13 protein-coding genes, 1 tRNA gene, 1 pseudogene and 1 riboswitch are annotated in these 15,894 nt (G+C 33.3%); of the genes and pseudogenes, 4 read left to right on the top strand and 11 right to left on the bottom strand.

Annotation, left to right across the window (positions count from 1 at the left end; genetic code table 11):
* The 4 genes from FZC76_RS18065 to FZC76_RS18050 form a co-directional block, all read right to left on the bottom strand.
* Positions 1 to 1,775, bottom strand: a 1,775-nt coding sequence (locus FZC76_RS18065; RefSeq protein WP_148989552.1) for a condensation domain-containing protein, incomplete at its 3' end; no start/stop codon positions are given.
* Positions 1,776 to 1,981: 206 nt separating this feature from the next.
* Positions 1,982 to 3,205, bottom strand: coding sequence for an ATP-grasp domain-containing protein (locus FZC76_RS18060; RefSeq protein WP_148989551.1), 1,224 nt, complete (start codon positions 3,203 to 3,205; stop codon positions 1,982 to 1,984).
* Positions 3,195 to 4,232 (bottom strand): PLP-dependent cysteine synthase family protein, encoded by a 1,038-nt coding sequence (locus FZC76_RS18055; RefSeq protein WP_148989550.1) that lies wholly within the window; start codon positions 4,230 to 4,232, stop codon positions 3,195 to 3,197. The genes FZC76_RS18060 and FZC76_RS18055 overlap by 11 nt, the downstream gene beginning before the upstream one ends.
* Positions 4,233 to 4,251: 19 nt before the next feature.
* The gene (locus tag FZC76_RS18050) at positions 4,252 to 5,736 is read right to left on the bottom strand and encodes an argininosuccinate lyase (protein ID WP_148989549.1); all 1,485 of its coding nucleotides are present in this window, start codon (positions 5,734 to 5,736) and stop codon (positions 4,252 to 4,254) included.
* Between the two features lie 1,314 nt (positions 5,737 to 7,050).
* On the opposite strand from FZC76_RS18050, the pseudogene FZC76_RS23775 reads away from it, so the two are divergent.
* Positions 7,051 to 8,200 (top strand): annotated as a pseudogene (locus tag FZC76_RS23775) (IS256 family transposase).
* A 718-nt stretch (positions 8,201 to 8,918) separates the two neighbouring features.
* Here the strand turns inward: FZC76_RS23775 and FZC76_RS18030 are convergent.
* From FZC76_RS18030 to FZC76_RS23575, 5 genes are all read right to left on the bottom strand, one after another.
* Positions 8,919 to 10,154 carry an MFS transporter gene (locus tag FZC76_RS18030; protein ID WP_148989547.1) on the bottom strand — a complete coding sequence of 412 codons (1,236 nt, stop codon included), beginning with the start codon at positions 10,152 to 10,154 and terminating at the stop codon, positions 8,919 to 8,921.
* Positions 10,154 to 10,780: a PadR family transcriptional regulator gene (locus FZC76_RS18025; protein WP_148989546.1), complete on the bottom strand. Its 627-nt coding sequence runs from the start codon at positions 10,778 to 10,780 to the stop codon at positions 10,154 to 10,156. Before FZC76_RS18025 ends, FZC76_RS18030 begins: the two co-directional genes overlap by 1 nt.
* Before the next feature lie 554 nt (positions 10,781 to 11,334).
* On the bottom strand, positions 11,335 to 11,601 hold the full coding sequence (locus FZC76_RS18020) for a short-chain dehydrogenase (protein WP_148989545.1): 267 nt from the start codon (positions 11,599 to 11,601) through the stop codon (positions 11,335 to 11,337).
* Positions 11,602 to 11,702: 101 nt separating this feature from the next.
* On the bottom strand, positions 11,703 to 11,921 hold the full coding sequence (locus tag FZC76_RS23580) for a GNAT family N-acetyltransferase (protein ID WP_262372709.1): 219 nt from the start codon (positions 11,919 to 11,921) through the stop codon (positions 11,703 to 11,705).
* Between the two features lie 52 nt (positions 11,922 to 11,973).
* A complete protein-coding gene (locus tag FZC76_RS23575) occupies positions 11,974 to 12,141 on the bottom strand; it encodes a GNAT family acetyltransferase (protein ID WP_262372708.1) in 168 nt (55 codons plus the stop codon).
* Between the two features lie 281 nt (positions 12,142 to 12,422).
* Positions 12,423 to 12,521, top strand: a riboswitch (guanidine-I (ykkC/yxkD leader).
* Between the two features lie 71 nt (positions 12,522 to 12,592).
* Between FZC76_RS23575 and FZC76_RS18010 the strand changes: the two genes are divergently transcribed.
* From FZC76_RS18010 to FZC76_RS18000, 3 genes are all read left to right on the top strand, one after another.
* Positions 12,593 to 12,934 carry a DMT family transporter gene (locus tag FZC76_RS18010; RefSeq protein ID WP_148989544.1) on the top strand — a complete coding sequence of 114 codons (342 nt, stop codon included), beginning with the start codon at positions 12,593 to 12,595 and terminating at the stop codon, positions 12,932 to 12,934.
* The gene (locus FZC76_RS18005; protein ID WP_148989543.1) at positions 12,934 to 13,248 is read left to right on the top strand and encodes a DMT family transporter; all 315 of its coding nucleotides are present in this window, start codon (positions 12,934 to 12,936) and stop codon (positions 13,246 to 13,248) included. The genes FZC76_RS18010 and FZC76_RS18005 overlap by 1 nt, the downstream gene beginning before the upstream one ends.
* A gap of 391 nt (positions 13,249 to 13,639) precedes the next feature.
* Positions 13,640 to 14,776: a site-specific integrase gene (locus FZC76_RS18000; protein WP_262372707.1), complete on the top strand. Its 1,137-nt coding sequence runs from the start codon at positions 13,640 to 13,642 to the stop codon at positions 14,774 to 14,776.
* A gap of 103 nt (positions 14,777 to 14,879) precedes the next feature.
* Here the strand turns inward: FZC76_RS18000 and FZC76_RS17995 are convergent.
* Positions 14,880 to 14,951: transfer RNA gene (locus tag FZC76_RS17995), tRNA-Val, on the bottom strand.
* A gap of 280 nt (positions 14,952 to 15,231) precedes the next feature.
* Positions 15,232 to 15,543, bottom strand: coding sequence for a hypothetical protein (locus FZC76_RS17990; RefSeq protein ID WP_148989541.1), 312 nt, complete (start codon positions 15,541 to 15,543; stop codon positions 15,232 to 15,234).
* Positions 15,544 to 15,894 lie beyond the last annotated feature (351 nt).

The raw sequence follows: 15,894 nt of genomic DNA, 5'->3' as shown, positions 1-15,894 counted from the left end.
AGCCCCATATAACTACCGCCTGTATCAAGAGAAAACACAACAGCATCTTGAGAAACCCTTTTACTCAACTCCAAACTACGTGACTGCCATCTCTCTTCTGTTAGAACTATCCGTGCATTACTCTCCTCTAAGATTGTACATATACGATCATCCGGATGTGCAGAATCTAGAGGTGCATAAGCTCCACCTGATTTTAATACCGCTAATATACCAATCACCATTTCAATACCCCGCTCAGCAAGTATAGCTGCAAGGTCTTCACGTCCAAATCCTTGACTTCGAAGCCAGTGTGCTAGACGGTTAGCTTGTTCATTTAATTCTCTATAAGTGATTGATTCCATACCACATACCACCGCAATAGCATCTGGTCTCTTTCTTGCCTGGTCTTCAACCACTTGATGCGCTAGACGATTTAAAGATGGAATAGCCAAATTTGTCTTGTTGAAATCCTCGAATTGTAACTTTTTTTCCTCATTTGAGAGGGCACTAATTTCCATGACCTTTTGCTTAGGTTTTGTTAAAATATTTTCCAACATTGCAAGCATAGAACTAATGAAGCTTTTAATCTCTTGGTTTGAAAACAATTGTGTACGATAATCTACTAATAAAACTAAATCCCCTGTATGCAATCGATCTTCAATATGTATATTAAAATCGTAAACTTCATGTTTATTTGGAATCCAAATTACCTCTTCACAAAAATTTATAGAACGGTAATCAATGGAAATCCCGAAAAATCTATCGAAACAATCACTATTTTTTCTTATCTTCTCAGTCAATAAATTAAAAGGATATTTTTGATGGCGTAGAATTTTCATTTGTTTTTTTGCAACTTGATTTAAAAAATTTAATATTCCCTCTTCATCATCAATATTCATTCTAAAAGGTACTGTACTGACCATCATGCCCATAAGTTCTTTTTCATTCTTACCACCACGATTACCATATGCCATTCCAATAGTAACATCATCAGATGATACCCACCTGTGTATACTTAATTGTAGACATGCTACAAAAATAGTATAAATACTAAAATCATAATTACGAGAAAATTTTTTAAGCATGGAATGTAAGTTTTCTTCCACAACAAATGTCTCCCGTAACGACTCTGTACTAGTTATCAAAGGATTATATGACTTAATCCCAGTAATTAATGGGATGCTCCGGAATTCCTCTTCCCAGAAATCACCATCAGCAATAAAACGTTGACTATTTAGATAACGGTCTTCGTTTTTTATAAATATTTCATAATCACTTTTTAAATTATTGCTATATTCTATACCTTCGGAAAGACATCTATATTTATAAGCGAGTTGTTTTTCCATATTCGCAAAAGATAACCCATCAAAAATTATGTGATGAAATTTGGAATAAATAATAGTTTCACTTTCTCCTGTTTTAATCAAGCAAAAATAATATAAATCTGAGTTAAATAATTCAAAAGGCTCTTGTGACTTGTAGTTTAACCATTCATCTAATTTCAATGAATCAATATCAGAGCTAAAATCTAAATAATCAAAACTTCTTTCTTTATGTTCCGTAAAATATTGAACTGGTTCATCTTGACCATTTTGCTTTTTCAGTTTGATACAAAAATTATTATTTTCATTAATCATCTCATTAATTGCTTTATTTAATAAATTATAATTTACTTCATGGTGTATTTTTATTAATGCACACACATTATTTACACTACTGCCGTAATTTAATAGTTCAGTAAAATAAATCCTTTTTTGAGGATGTGTTAAAGGATAAGTATTTTTCCCCTTATTCATTGTTTTATCCCTCTCTAAATTTAAGATTAAATACAACTCAGCATAATATATATATATAATATTAAACTTCTAAATTATAAAAATAGACCTAATTTTTCCTTTCAAAAATATTGATAATATTAGTTTTTTCTAATTAGAAGCATGATTTTTAAAGTTCTTTTAAAAAATTGTACAGGAATAATAATTAAAATAATTATAATATTCACTCAACTAGTTGCGATGTAAACCCTCTTTACTAGCTTCTTTAATAAATTATCTACCTCATCATATTTTTTACCACTTATAATTATATAACCTAAACGATGAGAAAAATTTCGAGGTTTCTCAACAAATGAACCTATTTCAGAATTTATTTTTATTTCTTCAACATTAGATAATTTACTTATCTCTTCCATACCTATAATTCGGGATAAATTCCCAGATTTATTAGAAGTAAGAAAATGGATTCCTGCATGTTTTTTGTACACAATCTGATTAATTTCTGGAGAGATCCCTATTGAACTAAGCACTTGTTGTTCAAGTAGATCAATTCCAGTGGAATAGCGAATTAGTTCTGGTATCATACCACCAGCGAGCCGAGGATTAATTTCAATAATAATACATCCTTTTGGTGTCCATTTAACCTCTGAATGTGACGCACCATACCGAAAGTTAACAAGTTTAAGCGCTGTTTTAACAGTTTGTTCGATCTCTATTTGTGCTTCTTTCGAGAGTGAGCATGGAAAAACGTGAGAGGATTCTACAAAATATGGATATCCAGTTAATCTTTTTTCTGTTATACCAATACATGAAGATTTCCCTTCCCATGAAAACATCTCCACACTGAATTCCGGCCCTTCTATATACTCTTCTATTAGAACCTCATTTTTTTTCTCTTGTCCCCTTGATGTATATTTATCATCAAGAATTTTTTTGGTCATCTCTATTACATTTTCCCTATTAAAACAAAGTCGAACATTATTTGAGCCACTATCTTCAGTTGGTTTTACCACACATGGAAACTGAATTGCAGAAAAAATGTCATTTAAAGAATCTATTGATTCAACAATGTGAAACTTAGGTTGATATAAGTTATTTGAATGGGAAAGCGAACGAAAAATCCCTTTATTCCGACAACTCTTAATAGCAAGATATGAATTCCCAACAAATCCAAAAAACTCATTTAATCTTGCTACAGATTCAAGATAGTAATCGCTAGTTGTCATAACCCCCACGGTTTCTTCTAACATATTATTAATATAATTCTTTATATCGTTAAAAGAATTAGTATTAATCACTATTACATTACACCCTATTTCATAAAGACCACTATATATATGAGGAGTTTTAGTTAGAAACAGTACCTCATAACCTTGGTTCATGGCCTTTTTTATTGCCATCATTCCAGTACCTGTTGTATTAGCTTCGACAAATACAATTCTATTTTTCATGTGGATTCACTCCTGATAATCTTGAATATGACCATGTTGTTACAACACTATCCAGATTTACCATTTTTGGTTCTCTTGTAATTTTAGTAAGCCTATGATCTCTCTGTTCTATAAAATTACTACTATATATTGACTCAGTATAACGATCACCTCGATCAGGGAAGATAGAAACTATATTACACCCTGATTTAACTTGATTAGCAAGCCATTTAGAGACTATATATACTGATCCTGAACTATTCCCCGCAAAAATATGTTCATTTTGTGAGAGCTCTAAAGTAGCTGAAAATGCCTCTTCATCATTAAGCCAATGGATATAATCAATAACACTAAAATCCACATTTGGAGCAACTAAACTATTACCCAGTCCACCTTGGAGACGATCAGGACGGTCCGGTTGTCCAAATATTACGCTCCCAACTGCATCTACTGCCACTACTTTTAGATTTGGATTATATTGCTTTAATGCACGTGCAGTTCCTGACAAGGAGCCCCCACTTCCGACTGAACCTACTAGATAATCAATGTTACCTAAATCTGTTATTAATTCTTTAGCTAGTTCTTCATAAGCCAATGGATTGTCTGGATTTTCATACTGATGTGGCCAAAACGCGTTTGGGTATTTAACTAGCAATTCGTATAAAAGATCTAACCTCGCACTCTGCCATCCTTTTTTTCCCATCCTATCTACTATATGAACTTGACATCCTAAAGATTTTAATTTGGCATAAGTAATAGAGTCTATACGTGGATCGGTAACAATATGTACATCATGTCCAAAATGCCTTCCAACTAACGCTACTCCACAAGCCATTGTACCTGAAGAACTTTCAATAATAGGCATGTTTTTCTTTAGTTGTCCAGATAACTTGGCAGAAAGAATAATATGTTTTGCCACTCTATCTTTCATGCCAAATGGGTTCAAAAGTTCGAGTTTTGCATAGACAGATCCTTTACACTGGTTATTTAATTTCATCTTAACCAATGGAGTATCACCTATTACATCAACAATATTTTTATACAACAAATCATTTTCTCTCCCAAACTTAAATATTATTTAAAAGATTTACCCTTAATTCTTCTGCATCTTGTAATTCGTCTTCACGCTTTTCAATTTCCTCAGTAAGTCTCTTTATTTCTTCTTTTTGTCTCAACAATAACTTATTTACTTGGACAGGATTGGTAGAACCAACTGATTTTTTAGAATTTAAATTTTCACGTGCATTAAAAACTACTTTAAGCAAATCGCTTATATCACCTACCATAAACCCTTCCTCTGAACACTTTTCCTCCAAAAGTTGAGCATTTACTTCTCTGGGCAGTAATTTCTGTTCATAAGCACTCTTTATAAATCGACCGACTATCACTTGAGCTTTTCTATAAGGAATACCCTTTTTAATAGTTAGCAAATTAGCCAAGGTAAACCCTCCAAAAAAGTCACGTTCACATATTCTCAGCATTTGTTCTTTATTAAAAGTGAGATGCTCAACCACTGTTCTTAACAACCTTATTAAAGACTTTGTGGTTACAAACAATGTAAACAAATGTGTACCAGCTTCCTTAGATGTTTCCACTAAATTTGTAAAAGGAGTATTACGCTGACCTAGTACCATATCAAAATGGAATGATGCCAAATGAGCACTTTTTCCCCGAATCCTTTCTAATATTGGAAAATTTTTCTTTTGAGGCATTGCAGAAGATATACCTGACAGATTATCAGGTAAATCAATAAAATTCATTTCTATACTTCCCCATTGAATTAAATCAGTTACAAACCTGGAAATAAGAACTGAAAATATCGATAATTCAGACGACATTTGCAAGGCCCATTCACGTGACGCAACAGCTCCCAGTGCACTTTTCCTTGGCTTATTAAACCCCAAAAGACGTGCAAGATTATCACGGTCCCAATCAAGTTCTACACCTGCCATAGCTCCCGACCCAAGTGGACACTGATTAATATCGTCGTATACTCTAATCCAGCGACTTAATGATTGAATAAACTCTTCATTTATTGTTGATAAGTAAAATCCAGGTGTGATAACTTGTGCAGTTTGATAATGTGTATAACCTGGCATCAACATTTCCTTATATTGAATTGCAACAGAATGCATTGAATTAATTAATTCAATAAAATCTTTCATTATAAGTAACCATTCCTGGCGACCAAAAATCAATTGAGCACAAGCCTGAAAATCATTACGACTTCTATCGAGGTGCCAGCATGGTACTGGATTAGAAAGAGAAGAATCTACCGTTCTTTCAATTGCAAAAGCAATATCTGACATATTTTTTTGTGGATTTGCTACTAATGTAGCTGGAGAAATTAACTGAAGTTGCTTTATTATATCCTTCCCCTCTTTTTCAGAAATCCAGCCCATCCTTATATACTCCAAAAGCATTACATGTTCTATTTGTATGTATCCCTGAAAAAGATGATCAAGCTCATATCGAAATTGTGGTTCCAATATTTCTTCGTGTAATAAACGATCTGGTACAGATGAAATACGTCCTGTTATTTGTTCTTCCATTTTATTAATATAGATCTACCCCTTCCTGCATATTATTTATATACCATGCACATTAGATAACACATCCTCAAATTTAAAGAGGAGACTTTGTGATTCAAAAATGCAACTCATTCCAAAAATTCCTAAATAACAACTTATTTTACACAATAGTTTATATTGTCTAATATTTCAATAAATTTCTTGTTACAAAATTCGACATTTATTGTTATTTTCTAACTATAGATTGAAATCGTAGAGGATTTTATGGGTTAAGTTTAATTAACCACACGAAGGTCAATCGTCACTAAAATTCAAAAAAGGATTCTTTATAGGGGAAAATAAAAGAATGTATTCTTAAAAGTATTTTATTCGTAACAATAAATCAGTTGATAATTAGAAGATACTGAACCCACGCTCTACTAATGGAGAAAATAGCTCAATTATCTGGAAACCTCATTTCTGGAGTTTGAGAGGGTGAAGCTGAAAATTGATAAAGAAAGGGGTATACCCAAGTACAAATCGAATCATTGAGTGATGTTTGTTTAAATCCAAACAATCGTTAAATAAATCAATCAAAGTAGTTAAGTCAAGGGCTTAAAAGGACGAGATACACGTTAGAATAAAAGATAATAAAAAAGAGAAGGTGTTAGCAGAAGCTGCAGAGTTATCACATTTAAGAAAAATGGTTTAAGCGATCTGGGGAAGCGTGATTAGTTATTAGATCTAGCACTTTCAGTAGAACTTATCCAAGAATTAGATCAGAGTGGTGCCCAATATAATATGATTCAAGCATGTAAGGAGTTAAATACTGAAGTACGAACTGTGAGCTCTTATGAAAGATGGTAGAATTTAAGGGGATCAACACCTTCACGCTACCCGTACCAAAAACATACTACCATTAGAAGAAACGAGAAATAATAGAGATAGTAGAAAGAAAGATTTTTTGATTTACCCCCCTCTCAGATTGCACCAAAGCTAGCGATTTAACTCATTTACAATACCTTGGTTATCTAAATTTTCCGAGTTTTTCATGAATACCCCCCTTCGTGGATGGAATGAAGTAAAAGACATAGCTCGCCGGAAAGCTAGCTATCGAAAGCCAAATCAAGTGTGGAAATGGGATGTTACATGGATAAAAGCTTCTGTGAAAGGTATGTATTATCATCTATATATGTTTATCTACTTGTTTTAGTAGATAGATAGTTCGATTGGTGGGGAGAGGGTTCGGGAGCAGAAATGATTAAGTCTATATAATTGTTTAAAAAGAAAGGCCATTATCAATGTCCGTGTAACAGTGTGTTCGATGAAAAACAATCACACACGGAGGCAATGATAATGACCAACATTAATATTACAATAAATTTAGAACAACTTAAAGCTGAGGTAGAAAAAACTCTTTAGGATCGCCGGTAAAAGCATCTTTAGCCCTTGTCTTGAATTCGCTTATGGAGAAAGAAAAGGATGAATATATTAATGCTCTCTCTCATTAGAGAACGGATGACCACAGAGGGTATCGGAATGGCTACTATGAACGTGAATTAATTACTGGCACTGGCTAACTCACATTAAAGGTTCCCCGAACTCTTGATGGTAAATTTTAAACTTCTGTATTTCAAAAGTATGAACGATGCGAACAAGCTCAAATTCTTTCTATGATTAGATGGTTGTAAATGGATTCTCATCTCATAAAGTTACCAAGATTGTAGAAGAACTGTGCGGAAAAAGTGTATCTAAATTACTAGTGTCTAATCTCACTAAATCATTGGATCTCATAGATAATGAGTAGTGAAACCGCCCATTGAACACCCCTTTATTATCCATACATATATGTAGGCAATGTATATTAAATTAAAGTTCGTGAGAATTATAGGCTTGATTCAAAAGGGGTACTTATAGCTTGCGGTGTATACGAAGAAGGACATAGAGAGATTATTGGATTAAGGGGTACCCACGGGGAATCAGAAGATAGTTGGTCTAATTTCTTTGATCACTTAAAGTCTAGAGGGATTCAATCTCCTAAGATGGTGTTTTCTAATGCACATGCAGAGTTAGTGTCTGCTATAAAAGAATTTTTTTAGGGTCCTCTTGGCAAAGGTATTTTGTTCATTTTCTTAGGAATATAATGGACACCTTTCATAAAAAAAACTCTTCCCAAGCAAAAACAAAACTCAAGGAAATCTTTAGAACATCCTACATTAATAAGTATTATGATCTCAAAGGGTTTACTAAGGAAATTGAAACGTTAGATGCTGGGTTTGAAGATGCAATGCAATTTCATTTTCAAAAAGCTGAGCTTGACACACATTTACGTACGACCAATATGCTAGAAAGAGTAAATAGGGAAATAAGGAGAAGAGAAAAGGTAATCCAAATTTTCCCGAACGATCAATCTGCAATACGTATTATATTTGTTCTGATGAAAATTGATGGAGAATGGAGTAGGTCAAAGTATCTAAACCATCTCAAAGTTATAAAGTCGTTATAGGCTATACTGGCCTAATCTACACTCGAAATTATGGTGAACTGTCACGAAAATTATTTACTCCCCAAACAAAAAAGCGCTTTCATTAAAAGATTCATAAAAGGATTTATTCATTATCCCCTAGGTGGTAATGAATAAACCCTAAACCCATAAGATTAAGACCGTAAAACATACCCCTCTAACACATCTTATATTAAAACTCATTGTAACAAATTTTACACATAAATATGGACTTGACTAAGAAGCTACTACGACGAAGAGTTGGTAAAGTAAGCCTTATTTAACGAGAAAATTCAGGGAAACCCTCTGAATCTTGATTCGGACAATAGAAGCGAAATGAAAAAAGTTACATTCCAAATATTACTTAAGAAACTGGGTATTCAAGCTTTATATTCTATGCCGTGAGTAAGCAAGGATAACCCAACAATTTATTCCTTAGCCTATCAGGCTATTAACACATGCATTAAATTCCTTTCTTTTTTAAAAGCTCTATACCTCTCAGGTTCTTCCTCACCGTTATAGTTCTCTGTTTCAACGCATATGATTTTATATTCAACGACCTTTCAACACAGATATATTTGCTCATAGTGCTCTACTCTTAACCATCATCGGTATTAACTTGATGGTATGGGCAAAGCCCCGTGCTTTTAAAATTACTGAATAACTATGTGAAAAATAGCCAATACTTATTTTTATTTTTTTCGATCCATACTATAAATTGTCAAACTACATCAAGTTCAGTCTGTTTATCATGAGCACCTCTATTTTGAACAAAAAACAAACCTATTGTAGTAAATAAAACGAAAAAAAAGCCAACTGATAAAAACACATAGCCAATACCAATTAAATTAATTAACCAAGCTCCTAGTAAAGGAGCAATAAACATAGGAATATTAGTAATCGATTCAGATGCACTGTAAACCCTTCCCATAAGATGAGAAGGTGTTTGTGTTTGAAGTACTACCGCAAATGATATTGGGACTGCTGATCCTACTAATGCAATTATACTCCAAATACACAACCAAAATACAAAATGTAGTTCAAACAATTCCCCACTCAATCCTATAATAGAAAAAAGCAAACCGACAACTAAAATACTGAATAGGTTCAATTTTATTGGTGAAATTCTTTCTCCAAATTTCCCAACAACTATAGCACCTATTAAGCTACCTACACCAATTGCACTAATTAGAAGAGGAAATAAAGATGAAGGGATGCCAACACCCTTTGACCAAAGTGCAATAAAACTATCTATTATAAAAATAAAAAATGTGATAAAAAACATTGAAATTACAGATAATAAAAGTTTACTTCTTGAGACTATAAATTTAAATCCAGATAATAGTCCATGTATATTTACTTTTACTTCTTTTTTTGGTTGTTCTTGAATTTTTAAATGAGGTAATTTTAAAAGAAGAGATGCAGATAAAAGAAAGCAAATAAAATTTAAAATAAAAGCAATGGAGGTATTACCAAAAAATAAAACCAGCCCCCCTATCGAAGGTGCCACAATTTTAGATAGTTCACTAGAAAGTTGACTTAATGAGTTTGCTTTTATTAATCCTTGTTCTGGTACTAACTCTTTGATAGCAGACTGCTTACTTGGTTCAAAAAAGACCGCAGTACTGTGAATCAGAGTAATTATAAGTAGAATAGCCCAATAGGACTGAAAAAAGATTGGCAATATGACTAGTAAAGCTCTTAAAAAATCACAAACGACCATTATTTTTTTCCTATCGAACATATCTGAAAATATACCCGAAAAAGGGCTTAATACTATCCAAGGAATTGATATAAAAATTGTTAATAAAGCTAATTTTGAAGGAGGTAAATTCCATTGATACGTAAAAATTGATATTATTATTATGTACGTCAACCAGTTTCCTATGTCAGAGAGAACCTGACCTACAAAAAGATTTCGATAGCTATTTATTTTTAATAGCTCTTTATAGCCCATTATAATTCACTCCAGTCATTAATTTCTAGTGAACCTTGTTTCCTTTTACTGGATTTCCGGATTAAATTATTTGGGTCCTTTGCTTTTAAATTTTCTCCAATTTTAATTGATGTCAATGTTTTCTCTATCCACTTCAGTTCTGTTTCCAGTTTACTTTTAACATAATCCATTGAAAAAAATGCAACACGTCCAATCGTAGAAACTTCATTATTCTCCCATTGCAAAAAGTGATTAAGTAAATTTTGTGTTTCATTCTTCCTTTCCTCCAATTTAGAAATCAAAATAGTATCATCATCACTTGACCTAACGTGATCCCAAAAACTCATTTTAATTAATAAATCGTCTTTTGTAATAGGGTAAGCAGAGGGTTCTTCTATCCAACTTTCAAGTTCTAACCATCCCTTACTTGTTATGTCGTATACCTTTGTAATACGATTTGTAGTGTTAGATTCTTGAACTGTAATTAACCCCTCTTGTTGTAGCTCTTTTAGTGTAGGGTATATAGAGCCATAGCTCATCTTTCCCCATCCTAATTGTCGCCCACTATATTCAACTTCATTCTTAATTTCATACCCTGTAGATGCTTTCCAGCTTAGTATACCTAAAATAATTTGTTTAACAGACAACCAAATCACTCCTTTAAATGTATCGTTACGATATATTATAACGATACATTTAAAGGATGTCAAATGTAGTACCCAAAAATAGTTTAATATAAATTAAATTACAGAGTGAATATTACGGACAGAATGAGCCACTAGTGCAAACTATTAAGCCTGCGGATGAAAAAGCGCCACCAATTGCGGAGTAAGCCAGCCGCATAAGCTATATAAATAAAAACCTCCTTGTATAATTGAGAGGCATGCCCAACTGCATGGCATTTATATTATAAAAGGAGGTTTTCTATGTGATTAGTTGTCGAAGATTCTAGCTCTTCATTTGGAGGTTATGATTCAATGCACAATTAGCGCGAGCACAGGTCACTCAAGGAATACAGCGGCAAGAATAATCCATACGGTAAAAGCAAGGAGTATTCGATTATTGCACGACACCAAGACGGATTCTGTTTCAGAAAAGCGCCAGATTCTTGATTAAACTATTTTTTAAATTCCAAAGTGTATCAATATTTCTTTTCTTCTTTTGATTTGGTAATTATTGCTGCTAAGTCTGTAAGTTTACTTTATTCTTTGAGGCTTGGAAAGGATACAATAACTTCATAAAATAATGATAAAGATTCTGGTGGAATAATCGAAACTCCATAATATGCTAGTCCAAACCCTAGTCTTTCATACAAATGAAAATAGCTCACCATTTTTCTTTTGCTCTCTGAAAAGTTTTGAATGAGATCATCATCCACTGAAATACAACTATATTCTTCTGGAGAGTAGTAACTATAATCTTTTCGAATATTAAAATCATGGATAATTCCAAACTCATGAAACGGCATAAAAATATATCCCCTTTCACATTTATTAGTTACTCGCTGTAGAAAGAAAACAAGTTCTCGCTCTTGTTAAACTTTTGCGCTCGATAATGGAATATTAAACCTCATATTACTTGAACTTTCATTAGGGGTAATTTTCTATCTGGAAAAACTGTTGATGGAGAATAACCTGTTTTTATTGCTCCCATTTTTAAAAAAACCTCTGCTTTTGGCTCGCTATCAAGCGTAAACTCATTCATTTCTAATTCTTTAGCTTTGTTAATTAAATGAGTCCACATTATTTTCCCTATGCCTTTTCCGATGTAATCTGGATCAATAAACAATGCCTCGAGTTTATAGTTTGTTATGGAGAAGCTATAGAATGCTATAATCTTATTATTGTACTAAAAAGACAGGTTGTTCTTCTATATAATCCTCTGTTATATTTAGGTCCTTTTTACATTGTTTCATAAATGATTCTAAATATCCCCAATATGCCTTTGATTTATAAGCTAATTTACTGAGTGATTCACTATCTTCTTTTATTGCTTTTCTAAATTTCATAAGCAATTACCTCTACTATTTATAACTAAGAAATTGAAATCAAGTATTCTGTCCTGTCCATAGCTTAATACCAATTATTCCATAAGCTCAAAATTCCAACAATGTTTCATATTCACGCTGGTCAAGTAAAATAAGCGCTGTTCCTTATAACAGGAAAGCGCCCGATCGTTGAATAACTGAGGTACTTTTATTAGATTTAATTCAGCAAGATGAATAACTTTGTATCATTCAAACCTTGACTAAGATTTAAAGCTGTGTATAATACAAAGTAATTGCATAAGTTGAATGTTTTCTAGGGTTCCGCAGCAGTCAATGTTGGTCTGGTCCGAGAGAAAACTCACAGCTTTGCTGTGTCACGGAAGGATAAAAGCCTGGGAGAAACTGTTTTTACAGTTGTCTCTCAGGCTTTTTTCGTTTTTTTGGCAAGAATATATTTGGAGGTGTCTTTTAGATGAATACAGACTGGATTAAAGTAATTGTTGCTGCTTTCTTTGAAGTATTTTGGGTTATTGGTTTAAAACATGCTGATGAATTTTGGACTTGGACTGGAACTATCATTGCTATATTCGTTAGCTTTTACTTAATGATTATGGCCGGACGTAAACTTCCTGTAGGAACTGTATATGCAGTTTTTGTTGGGTTAGGTACAGCTGGTACTGTCTTTTCAGAAATCCTATTCTTTGGAGAACCATTTAAAGTAGAAAAAATAATATTAATATTACTGTTATTAGCAGGAGTAATTGGCTTGAAATTAGTAACAAAAGACAAATATCAGGAAGGTGATGAATCCTAATGGCTTGGATTTCTTTAATCTTAGCAGGTCTGTGTGAAATGTTTGGTGTGGCCATGATTAACAAATTACACAAAGACCGCAATTGGCAATCATTAGTTCTTTTAGTTCTTGGATTTGGGGCAAGTTTTATATTTCTTGCTTATTCAATGGAAACACTTCCTATGGGGACAGCTTATGCTATCTGGACTGGGATTGGTGCTTCTGGCGGAGCAATTTTAGGCATGATATTTTATGATGAGTCAAAAGACTGGAGAAGACTGGTTTTTATAGGAATGGTATTAGGTGCTGCAGTAGGTTTAAAAATTGTCTCATAAATGAGTTATGGATTGTAGTATAAAGAAGATGATCCTAGTATTTTAAACGGATTATCTTCTTTAACTTTATTCAACAATCTGGCCCTTTAATTGAATAACAATGAACCTGTTGCTGAAAATTCACAACGTATTATCTATCTTACTAACGATTTAACTTTGATTTAGACATTCATTAATAACTAATCTTCAACAAGCGAACAATATTATAAAATAATGCCCCAATTGTACACCCAACCGTTCCATCATTTGTTCTTTAAATAAAATCCATTAGGTATTCTCTTCTACAAAAACTGAACTTATTTTTTATACCTATTAAAAAAAGCAGTTTTAACTAATTTACTTTTTGACGAAACTGGATGCTAAAAATATATAATATAAAAGGAGTATCCAAGTGAATATAAAAAAAGATAAAAAAACAGGTAAATGGTACTTTCGATTGGATGTGGGTTCTGACCCTAAAACCGGTAAAAGGAGACAAAAATATAGGGGGGGCTTTTTAACCAAGAAAGCTGCACAAGAAGAATTAACCCTTATCCAATCCAAGGTAGTTGATGGTTCATATTTTGAACCATCTATTGAAGAATTCGATGTCTTTTTTAATCGTTGGTTTGAAAGAACGTATAGAAGAAATGTAGAGGTAACTACTGCCGAATCAAGAAGAACTGTTGCAGATAAACATATACTATCTTACTTTAAGCAAATGAAACTTTCAAATATTGATACTCTCTCAATTGACGAGTTTTATGAAGCAAAAGTAGAAGAAGGATTATCTCCAGCCTATATTAAAATAATGCACTCTATATTAAATCAAGCATTTAAAAAAGCTGTAACCTGGAAATTATTAAAAACCAATCCTGTCTCAGATGCATCTCCTCCAAGCGTAAAAACAACAAAAATAAAAGCACTTTGGACTAAAATTGAAACAAAAACTTTTTTGGATTTAGTTACAGAAAGAAATTTAGAGATTCCTTATGTGTTAGGAATTTTTACTGGCATGAGAAGAGGAGAAACTTTAGGTCTGAAATGGAATGATATAGATTTTGAAAGTGGAAAAGTACATGTTCAACGGAGTTTAACACGCACGAAAAATGATGGGATTGTTTTCAAAAACGTAAAAACTGACTCTTCAAATCGAATTGTAATGATTTCTGAATATGTTTCTACTCTTCTAAAGGGACATAAGAAAAAACAGGATCTAATTAGAAACAAACTAGGATTTAGTTACACAGATAATGACTTGGTTAACTGTACTTTTGATGGTAAACCAATTGAACCTAGAAACTTACTTCGACAGTTTCATACGCTTATTAGGCAAGCCAATTTACCTAAAATCACTTTTCATGATCTACGCCATCTTCATGCAACAACATTAATGGCACTTGGTGAAAACCCAAAGATTGTAGCAGATAGACTAGGTCACAGCCGGGTACAGGTTACATTAGATTACTATTCACATGTTAGTTCTGAGCTACAAAAACTTACAGCTCAAAAATTTGAAGAAGATTTTTTTAATGTAAATGTGCAGTAAATGTGCAATTCAGGAAAATTAGTGTATAACTCCATCTATATAATGAAGTGCAGATAAAGCTGCAATCCCTTTATTTCCAGGGGATTGCAGCTTCTTCATTAAGTGATCTGAGAGGGATTCGAACCCCCGACCCCTACCCTGTCAAGGTAGTGTTCTCCCACTGAACTATCAGATCACGTATGCAACTGTAAATATTATTATAGATAGTCCCACCTTGTTTGTAAAGAGATTTTTACAAGACTATAATGGTATTAGTCAATTTAAAAATCAGAGGGATTTATAGCTGTGGATTGGAGCAATAGGCGGAGACCTCTGAGGGAGATAGCGCTAGATGGAGACCCCGGAGGCATAGCCGAGGAGGCTCCAGCAGAGCCCCTAGGAAAGCAAAGCCTTTTGCGGAGATCAAACAGCGGAATTCAACCAATAAACTAAAAACCGCCCCAAACTCGGAACGGTCATACTTGCACACCTTTCTCTTTCCTACCAGAAGCAAAAGCATCAATCATAAGAATTATTGCCGTTACAGTATGAAGGACCCAACCAAGCAAAAAGACCCAACCTAAGCAAGACGTAACAATTCCCCAGATACTCCCGTGAAACTTCTGCCCTTCTTTTACACTAAACACTAATGTAATGATATGTAAAATCAACATAAGGCCTAATGGAGAATAACCAAAACCCATCACAGTTAGACCGCCAAGAAATGGTATTGCCAAAAAAGCCTCCATTCCTCCAGTTACCCATTTTAATGTGGTAGATGGTTTCACAAAATCACCTTCCTTTCTTATTTCAAGTATATTCCTTACCGCCCAAAAAACAACTAGAATATACGTTCGTATTTTTATTGAATATAAAACGTATGTTCGCATATAATGAAGGTAAGGAGATGATAATATGAAACGATTACTCGAAACTTTTAGAGTTTCCAGAACTCCAATAGAAATGATTTATATGGCAAAGGACGGATCCATCACCCAAAGGAACATTATGGTATTGGAGGTCAAAGAAAAATCCGTTACCGCTTTTTGTTATTTACGCCAAACAAAAAGGACTTTTCTATTACAGAGTATACTGTCATTTCGCCCTATGAGAAAAAAATATGAAAATGAAGTCATTTA

The organism is Sutcliffiella horikoshii (assembly GCF_008180725.1).
Taxonomy (GTDB): domain Bacteria; phylum Bacillota; class Bacilli; order Bacillales; family Bacillaceae_I; genus Sutcliffiella_A; species Sutcliffiella_A horikoshii_B.
Note: the sequence above shows the minus strand (reverse complement) of the source record. Positions and strands in the feature narration are given on the sequence as shown.